General features: G+C 71.0%; 7 protein-coding genes. All 7 read right to left on the reverse strand.

What is annotated here, in order from left to right:
* The 7 genes from AQJ46_RS27200 to AQJ46_RS27230 all read right to left on the reverse strand — a co-directional run bounded on the left by AQJ46_RS27200 (position 1) and on the right by AQJ46_RS27230 (position 9,197).
* Positions 1–1,482, reverse strand: coding sequence for an MFS transporter (locus tag AQJ46_RS27200; protein WP_059208355.1), 1,482 nt, complete (start codon positions 1,480–1,482; stop codon positions 1–3).
* A gap of 116 nt (positions 1,483–1,598) precedes the next feature.
* Complete coding sequence (locus AQJ46_RS27205) at positions 1,599–3,821, reverse strand: ArnT family glycosyltransferase (protein ID WP_059208086.1); 2,223 nt, start codon at positions 3,819–3,821, stop codon at positions 1,599–1,601.
* Positions 3,821–5,305: a bifunctional glycosyltransferase family 2/GtrA family protein gene (locus AQJ46_RS27210; protein ID WP_059208087.1), complete on the reverse strand. Its 1,485-nt coding sequence runs from the start codon at positions 5,303–5,305 to the stop codon at positions 3,821–3,823. The genes AQJ46_RS27205 and AQJ46_RS27210 overlap by 1 nt, the downstream gene beginning before the upstream one ends.
* A gap of 14 nt (positions 5,306–5,319) precedes the next feature.
* Positions 5,320–6,930, reverse strand: coding sequence for a sensor histidine kinase (locus tag AQJ46_RS27215; RefSeq protein ID WP_167368229.1), 1,611 nt, complete (start codon positions 6,928–6,930; stop codon positions 5,320–5,322).
* A complete protein-coding gene (locus AQJ46_RS27220) occupies positions 6,927–7,667 on the reverse strand; it encodes a response regulator transcription factor (protein WP_054235077.1) in 741 nt (246 codons plus the stop codon). Before AQJ46_RS27220 ends, AQJ46_RS27215 begins: the two co-directional genes overlap by 4 nt.
* 144 nt (positions 7,668–7,811) lie before the next feature.
* Entirely contained in the window at positions 7,812–8,303 is a 492-nt protein-coding gene (locus AQJ46_RS27225) for a hypothetical protein (protein ID WP_059208089.1), read from the reverse strand.
* Positions 8,304–8,321: 18 nt separating this feature from the next.
* Positions 8,322–9,197: a DUF2797 domain-containing protein gene (locus tag AQJ46_RS27230; RefSeq protein WP_079072438.1), complete on the reverse strand. Its 876-nt coding sequence runs from the start codon at positions 9,195–9,197 to the stop codon at positions 8,322–8,324.
* Positions 9,198–9,319 lie beyond the last annotated feature (122 nt).

Here is a 9,319-nt window from a genome sequence, read left to right on the forward strand (position 1 = left end):
CTAGGCTCCCTCTGCCCGCTCAGCCCGCCGCAGCAACACCGCGGCGACCACTCCGCCCAGCAACACGGCGCCCGCCCCCACCAACTGACTGCTCTCCAGGCCGGAGGCGAACGCCTCGGTGATCCGCGCCCGCTCCTGTGCCGACCCCGCCTGCGCCAGCGCCGCCGGCAGGGACGCCGCCGCCACCGAGACCAGCGCCGCGAAGCGGGAGTTCAGCACCGCGCCCAGCACAGCGACGCCGAGCCCCTGCCCGAACTCGGCGAGCGTTCCGTTGATACCGGCTCCCACCCCCGCCTTCTCCGGAGGAATCGCGCTCATGACGGCGTTGGCCATGGCCGGCATCGCGAAGGCGACCCCGGCGCCCATGACGACCAGGCCGGCCAGCATGCCGCCGTACCCGTGACGGCCGAGCACGGCGATCGCCGCGAGGCCCACGGCCAGACAGGTCATCCCGAGGGCGATGGTGAGCGGTGTGCCGGCCCTCGGCAGGAGCTTCGCGCTGACCCCGGTGAGGTTGAGGGCGACGATGGTGAGGGCGAACGGCGCCGTCCGCAGTCCGGCCTCCAGCGGGTCGTATCCGAGGACGAACTGCAGGTGCTGCGTGAGCAGGAAGAGCGAGCCCGCCATGCCGAAGGCGACGAGGATCGCGCCCGCGACGGCCCCGGTGAACCGCTGGTTGCGGAAGAAGTGCATGTCGAGCATGGGGTACGGGGCGCGCAGTTCCCACATGGCGAACCCGGTCAGCACCACGGCTCCGACCGCGGCGGAGGTGAGGGTGGTGGCGGAGGTCCAGCCGTGGTCCGGGCCGGAGATGATCGCGTAGACGAGGCTCGTCATGCCGATCGTGGAGAGCAGTGCGCCGAGCAGGTCGGGGCGGTCGCCCTGCGGGTTCTTGGACTCGGGCACCAGGGCCAGGACGGCCACCAGGCCGATGGCCGCGACCGGGATGTTGACGAGGAAGATCGCGCCCCACCAGAAGTGGTCGAGCATCACACCGCCGAGCAGTGGTCCTACGGCGAAGCCGAGCGAGTTGACCGTCGACCAGAGGCCGATCGCCTTCACGCGTTCGCTGTCGTCGAAGATCTGGACCACGACGGCGAGCGTGGTGGTGATGAGCAGCGCGCCGCCGACGCCCATGCCGGCGCGGGCCGCGATCAGCTGTGCGCTGGTGGTGGCGAGACCGGCCACCAGGGAGCCGACGCCGAACAGGGCCAGGCCCGCCATCAGCAGCTTCTTGCGGCCGTAGCGGTCGGCGGCGCTGCCCGCGGTGAGCAGCAGACCGGACTGCACCAGCGAATACGCGTTGATCATCCACTGGATGTCGGAGGTGGCCGCGCCCAGTTCCCGGGTGAGCGAGGGGATCGCGACGTTCAGGACGGTGTTGTCGAGCAGCACGGTCAGCTGCGCGAGACAGATGACGCCGAGTATCAGCCAGCGCTGGGGATGGCCCTGGGAGACGGTGACGGGAGCGGGAGCGGACATGCCGTACACCGTAGAACGGTTCCCATACGCTGTACAACAAACTTTCCGGCCATGGACATGGCACAGGGGCGGCACCCCACGCGGTCGCCGCCCCTGTGCCCTGATCCGGTCCTACGTCAGCCGCTCGCCTTCTGGGTGAGGTCGTAGAAGGTGGCCGAACCGACCGTCACCTTCTTGAAGGTGGCCTCGACCCAGGAGGTGATCTGCGAGGACGTACCACTGCTGCTGCCGCCCATGCCGCCGCCGGAGCCGCTGGAGATGAAGTAGTGGATCTTGCCGTCCGCCACGTACTCCTTGAACTGGGCCAGCGTCGGGGACGGGTCGGTGCCGTTGAAGCCGCCGATCGCCATGACGGACTCGTCGGTGGCCAGCTGGTAGCTCGCGGCGTTCTGGGCCCCGATCGCGGCCGCCGCCCAGGTGTAGTCGTCCGCGTCGGCCTTCAGCAGCTTCTTGGCCTCGGCGGAGACGGACGCGCCATTGAGCAGGCCGCCGACACCGCCGCCACCACCCATGCCGCCGCCGTCACCCGTGGTGCCGCCGGGCATGCCGCCCTGCTGGTTCTGGGTGGTGCCGTTGCCCTGGGTGTTGCCGTTCTGGCCGGGCATCCCGCCGCCGAAGCCGCCGGTACCGCCCGTGCCGCCGCCCGGGAAGCCCTGGCCCTGCTGACCCTGGCCCTGGGTGGTGCCGTTGCCGTTCTGGGTCTGGCCGCCCGGGCCGCCGGTGCCGCCGCCGAAGCCGCCGCGCCCGCCGCCCCCGGGACCGCCGCCCATCATGCTCGCGCCCGCGGGGCCGGCCGTCGGAATGGACCCGGTGTGCGCGGAGTTGACCGTGCTCAGCGTGTACGCCGTCGGACCGGCGAGCGCGGCCACGATGCCCAGGGCCGCGGCACCGAGCGCCAGCTGCCGGCCGAGCCTGGCCACGAAGATCAGGCCGAGCGCGGCGGTCAGGCCGCCGATGAGGACCAGCCACTTCAGCCAGGGCAGGTAGTCGGGGGTGCGGTTGAGGAGGACGTACCCCCAGGTGCTCCCCGCCACAACCGCGGCCGCGAGGGTGAGCGAGGCCCACATCTCGGCGCGCTTCTCCCACAGGGTCCCGGCGCCCATGCCGACCACGGCGGCGATGTAGGGGGCGAGGGCGATCGTGTAGTACTGGTGGAAGATGCCCGCCATGTAGCTGAAGACCACCAGGGTGATCAGCAGCGAGCCGCCCCAGACGAGGAACGAACCACGGGTCACCGACGTCCGCCTGAGCTTGCGCGTCGCCACCAGGCCCGCGACCAGCAGGATCAGCGCGGCCGGCAGCAGCCACGAGATCTGGCTGCCGATCTCGGAGTTGACCATCCGGTTCCAGCCGGTCTCGCCCCACTGGCCGGTGCCGCCCGCGCCGCCACCGCCGCCGACGCTGCCGGTCTCCTCGCCGTTCAGACGGCCGAGGCCGTTGTAGCCGAAGGTCAGCTCGAGGAACGAGTTGTTCTGCGAGCCGCCGATGTAGGGGCGGGAGGAGGCGGGCCACAGCTCGACGATCGCGACCCACCAGCCGCCGGAGACGATCAGGGCACCGGTCGCGGCGGCCAGCTGACCGAAGCGCTTCTTCAGGGACACCGGCGCGCAGACCGCGTACACGATCGCCAGCGACGGCAGGATCAGGAAGGCCTGGAGGGTCTTCGCGAGGAACGCGAAGCCGATCGCGACACCCGCCCACACCAGCCACTTCGTCTTGCCGTCCTCGATGGCACGGACGACGAAGTAGCAGGCCAGCGCCATCAGCAGGGCCAGCATGGCGTCGGGGTTGTTGAACCGGAACATCAGCGCCGCGACGGGGGTGAGCGCGAGCACGGCGCCCGCGATCAGACCGGCCCCGGGGCTGAACCGGCGGCGCACGGACGCGTAGACGACGGCGACCGTGCCGACGCCCATGAGGACCTCGGGGCCGAGGATCGTCCACGCGTTCAGGCCGAAGATCCTGGCCGCGATCTCCATCGGCCACAGGAAGGCCGAGGGCTTGTCGACGGTGATGGCGTTGCCCGCGTCCAGCGAGCCGAAGAACATCGCCTTCCAGCTCTTGGTGCCGGCCTGGACGGCCGCCGAGTAGAAGGAGTTGGCATAGCCGGAGGCGCTCAGGTTGGAGAAGTAGAGCGCCGCGGTGGCGAGCAGCAGGCCCCAGAAGGCCGGGCGTGCCCAGCGCGGGTCCTCGGGGCGGCCGCGCCACAGTCTCCGCGCGAAGGGCTGCTGGGGTTCACCGGACTCGGGGGCCGGGGGAGCGACCGGCGCCTCGGGGGCCGTCGCCGCCGGACCCCACCCGGAACCCTGCTGGGTCGGATGGTCGGTCTGCGTGGTCATCAGGAGTTCCTCGGGTCGGTGTCGGTCGGGCGCACCGGCTGCAACTGCACGGTGGCGTCCCTCCAGGAGCGCTGCTCCGCGGCTTCACCGGCGCGGAACTCGGTTGTCTCGTACGGCGACTGCGGCGCCGTGGCGTACTGGTGCGCGCTGGGGCGCTGGGGCAGCGGCGGGTAGGGCTGCTGGGTGGAGTAGGTCGGCGAGGACGGGGTGTGGGCGGCCACCACCGTGGAGCCGGGCTGGTCGTCGTCGCGGTCGGGAAAGACCCAGGCCCTGAAGAGCAGGAAGCGCAGCACGGTCGCCGCGAGGTTGGCGGCGATCAGCACCGCCAGCTCGGTGGAGTGCGCGGGGTCGCTGCTGGCCGCGTTGAGCGCGGCGAGCGAGCCGCTGGTCAGCGCGAGGCCGATACCGAAGACGACCAGGCCCTGCGCCTGGTGCCGAACGGCGCCGCCGCGCCCGCGCACCCCGAAGGTCAGGCGCCGGTTGGCGGCGGTGTTGGCGACCGCGGAGACCAGCAGGGCCAGCGCGTTGGCGATCTGGGAGCCGCCGAACTGGCGGAAGGCGCTGTAGAGCACCAGGTAGAAGAGGGTCGACAGACCGCCGACGACACAGAACCCGACGAGCTGGCGGGCCAGCCCCTTGGGCACGTCCTGGATCTCGCGGTCGCGCGGGTCGTCGCCGAACGGCCGGGTGATCCGGTCGAGCGGCAGCGATCCGCTCGCCAGGGCCTTGCCCACCCGCCACACCCCCTTGAGGTCCTCGGTCGCCGTCTTCACGATGTGGACGGTGGAGTCGGGGTCGTCGACCCAGTCGACGGGCACTTCGTGGATACGAAGGCCCGCGCGCTCGGCGATGACCAGCATCTCGGTGTCGAAGAACCAGCCGGTGTCCTCGACGAGCGGCAGCAGGACCTGCGCCACGTCACGCCGGATCGCCTTGAAGCCGCACTGCGCGTCGGAGAAACGGGCCTGGAGGGAGCCGCGCAGGATGAGGTTGTAGGCGCGGCTGATGAACTCGCGCTTGGGCCCGCGTACGACCCGGGAGCTGCGGGCGAGCCGGGAGCCGATCGCCAGGTCGGAGTGGCCCGAGATCAGCGGGGCCACCAGCGGCAGCAGGGCGTTGAGGTCGGTGGACAGGTCCACGTCCATGTACGCGAGGATCGGGGCGTCCGAGGCGGACCAGACGGTCCGAAGGGCCCGGCCGCGCCCCTTCTGCTCCAGCCGGAAGGCCTTGACCTCCGGGATCTCCGCCTCCAGCCGCTGCGACACCAGGGGAGTGGTGTCCGTCGACGCGTTGTCCGCGATGGTGATGCGGAACGCGTACGGGAAGGTGCGCTTGAGGTGCTCGTGCAGTCTCAGCACACACGGCTGGAGGTCCTTCTCCTCGTTGTAGACGGGGATCACTACGTCCAGGACAGGCGTACCGGCGTCGCCGGCCGGGAGGTGCTCCCGCGCCGGCAGGGTGCCGGGAGAAGAGTCGGTTCGCATGTGAACGACTCTGGTCAAGCCCCCTGTTGCACCCATATGGCGGCGCTGTGCTGTGCCTGTGAGTGCGATTGCCAGTTCGTTTCGGGCGCCGGACGCGGGGTCACGGGACCGAGAGCGGGCAGGTGCATGGTGAACACGGTGCGCCCGGGAACGCTGTCGACGGTCACGGCGCCGCCGTGCGCGGTCGCGACGGCCTGCACGATGGCGAGGCCGAGACCCGTCGAGCCGGAGGCACGCGAGCGCGAGGAGTCACCGCGCGCGAACCGTTCGAAGACGTGCGGGAGCAGGTCGGACGGGATGCCCTGGCCGTTGTCCTCGACGTCCACGCACATCCAGGGGCCGCGCCGCTGGATCCGCGCCGTGACGGTCGTGCCCTCCGGGGTGTGTTTGCGGGCGTTGCCGAGCAGGTTGATGAGCACCTGCTGGAGACGGGCCGCGTCACCGGAGACGAGGGCGGGCTCGTCGGGCAGGTCCAGGCGCCAGTTGTGGTCCATGCCGGCCGCTCGGGCGTCACTGATGGTGTCCACGACGAGCGGGATGAGGTCGGTCTGCTCGAACTGCAGCGGCCGCCCGGCGTCCAGACGCGCGAGCAGCAGCAGGTCCTCCACGAGCAGCGTCATACGGCCCGCCTCGGACTCGATACGGCCCAGGGCGTGCCGGGTGTCGGGGCCGACCTCTTCTCTGCCGCGTCTGGTGAGCTCGGCGTAGCCGCGGATGGAGGCGAGCGGGGTCCGCAGCTCGTGACTGGCGTCCGCCACGAACTGGCGCACCCGCATCTCGCTCTGCTGGCGGGCGTGCAGGGCGCCATGGACGTGGTCCAGCATGCGGTTGAGCGCGGAGCCGACCTGTCCGACCTCGGTGTGCGGATCGCACTCCGACTCGGGGACCCGCTCGCTCAGGTTGACCTCGCCGGTGTGGAGCGGGAGTTCGGAGACCCGGGTGGCGGTGTTGGCGACCCTGCGCAGGGGGCGGGTGGCGAGCCCGACCAGGACGTAACCGGCGATGACGGCCGCGCCGAGACCGGCGGCGGTGACGCTGATCTCCACCAGGATCAGGGTGTTGATGGTGTTGCTCACGGAGTCGGTGGGCAGCGCCACGTAGTAGCCGGTGTTGTCCCTGGACGACGTGGTGTACATCACGAGGTACTCACCGACATCGGGAATGTTCACGACGTGCTTGCCGGTGGTGGACACGCCGGCGAAAACGGCCCGCTGGGCCGCAGTCAGCTCGTTGGCCTTCATCCGCTGGCCGGTGTCGCTGGATTCCCGTACGGCGACGACCGCCTTGGAGATGGTGCCGTTCGCGCCGACCTCGGCGGCCACGGTGTTCTCCTGTGTCGGGCCGTTGGTGACGAACGCGTCGAGCTGGTCCTGGTCGTCGGTTTTCACGCCCTGCCCGGGCCTTCCGAACGGCGGCCCCGAAAGGCGCTTCCCCGCGTCGAAGACCTGGTCGCCCAACTGGTCGTACAGATGGGTCCGCAACGCCACTGTCGTCACGGTGCCGATCACCGAGCAGACCACGGCGATCAGCACCACCGACGCGACGACGAGCCGCGTCCGCAGCGTGCGCGGCTTGCCTGCTCGCCCTGCTCGCTTCTGCGCCCGCGGCCGTCGTCGTCCGCTCATGAGGCGGCGGGCTTGATCAGATAGCCGGCTCCGCGCCGGGTGTGGATCATCGGCTCACGTCCCGCGTCTATCTTCCGGCGCAGGTAGGAGATGTAGAGCTCGACGACGTTGGCCTGGCCGCCGAAGTCGTACGACCACACGCGGTCGAGGATCTGCGCCTTGCTGAGCACCCGCCGCGGGTTGCGCATGAGGAAGCGCAGCAGTTCGAACTCGGTCGCGGTGAGGTGGATGTTCTCTCCGGCGCGCGAGACCTCGTGGCTGTCCTCGTCGAGGGTGAGGTCACCGACGACCAGCACGGAGTCGCTGCGGCGGTCGGCGGCACCGGACCGGCGGATGAGCCCACGCAGCCGGGCCACGACCTCTTCGAGGCTGAACGGCTTGGTGACGTAGTCGTCGCCACCGGCGGTGAGCCCGGCGATACGGTCCTCGACGGCGTCCTTCGCGGTCAGGAACAGCACCGGCACGTCCGGCAGGTCACGCCGAAGCCGCCCGAGGACGGCCAGTCCGTCCATGTCGGGAAGCATCATGTCGAGAACGACGGCGTCGGGCCGGAACTCCCGCGCGGTCTGAACGGCCCCCTGGCCGTCTCCCGCACTCCGGATCTGCCATCCCTCATAGCGAAGGGCCATGGAGAGCAGTTCGGTGATCGACAGCTCGTCGTCCACCACAAGCACTCGGACGGGGCTCCCGTCCGGCCTCAGCAGTTCGGTGCGCCCCTGGGGCGAGGTCGTGGTCATGGCGCCACCATGTCGGGGCCCCCTGAGAGCACCCTTTCGGATATCTGTGATTTTCCTGAGAAACGCACAGGCGGCTCTCAGTAAACCCCTGGAGAATCCCTTGTTCGACGGGGCGGACGAGGCGTCCGCCCGAGCCTCCGACCGCTAACGGACCGGCCCCTGCTCGTCCACATGAACCGTCGGCGCTCCGAGGAACACCTCGGTGCCGACCGGGCCGTAGGCGATGTTGAAGGTGTCCAGCCAGTACGACCAGTCCCGCAGCCCGACGGCACTGCTGAAGCGGTAGTTGAGCCGCCACCGCACCCACTGCCCGGGCTCGAGCCGCACGCCCGGACGCCGTCGCGGCCGGGGCGGCACCCCGAACATCGGTCTCACCCTGGGCAGGACCCGCAACCGCCCGTCGGCCTCACGGAGTTGGACGTCGACGCCTCTGAGGTTGTCGCCCTGGTGGTCGTGCGGCACGAAGTCGTCCCGCTCGTCCATCCGGACCGCGTGGACGAACGGCTCTCCGTCGCGCCCCACCGCGGACGGCGGCAACACGAAGCCGACCGGAGCCGCGTTCCTCCTTGTCGCGGCCTCGCCGCCACGGGACTGCTTCGTCCACGACGTGCGTATCCACTGCACGGTGACGTCCATCCCCGGCCCTCCCCCTCATCAGAACAACCCGTCCTGCACCCCCGGCGTCTCCTTGAACTCTCTCATCGGCACGGTGATTTCCGCCCCGTCGGCCGGAACCAGATCCCACCCGGTCATCAGCCGTGTGTCCAGTACGACGACTCCCCCGCTCTCCGTCTCCAGGTGCAGGTCCGGACCGGCGGCCGCGACGAGCCGGCCGCCCACCGACCCGGCCGCGACGAGCCCGCTCACCTCACCGACGGCGGTGGGCAGGCCGGCGAGGCCGAAGACCTCGACGTGATCGACCGGTTCGTAGGGCGCGCGCTCCAGGGACTCGGGCCAGCCGCCCAGTGCCACCGCCCGCGCGTGCAGTGCGGCGATCTCGGCGGCCCGCTCGGTGGCCGATGCCGGCAGGGCGGACCGGACGGCCCGCTTGTCGCCGTACGGAATGCGATCCGGCACCGAGAGCGCCGCCCGCAGCAGTTCCTCGGTGCGCCGGGCGGCCATGAGCGGACCGGTGCCGAGCCAGCTGAAGCAGACGGCGCCCTGTTCCCACAGGCGCGCGCTCCCACGTTCGTACGCCGTGATGCCGACCTTGACCATGCCGGGCCCGAACCACGCCAGGTACACCCGGTATGGACGGGGGTCGTCCGCGAGGGTGTCGGCGGCCACGGAGTGCGCCCGGTCCAGCCGCGCACACTCCTCGCACCGCGCCCCCGTGCTCCGCCCCGACACCGCGGCCCGCGCCGGACACGCATGCCCCCGCGCTCCCACACATGTCCGCACACCCCCCTCCGCGACCCCGAAGGCCACCCGCTTCCCCCAGGTCAGCGCACTGTTCCGACCGCCGACCCACCGCAGCACGGGCCCACCCGCCGACCACCGCAGCCCCGAGCATCTCCACGCCTGTGCCATCTCTCACGAGGGTAGGGGGCACCACTGACAACGGGTTCACGCGAGGGTCCAAGACCGGTCCGCGGGGTCCTGACACGGTCCGCGGAAGCCGGAGGCTGGTCCCCGGGAGCCGGAGATCCGTC

The sequence above is a fragment of the Streptomyces canus genome (assembly GCF_001514145.1).
GTDB classification, from domain to species: Bacteria; Actinomycetota; Actinomycetes; order Streptomycetales; family Streptomycetaceae; genus Streptomyces; species Streptomyces canus.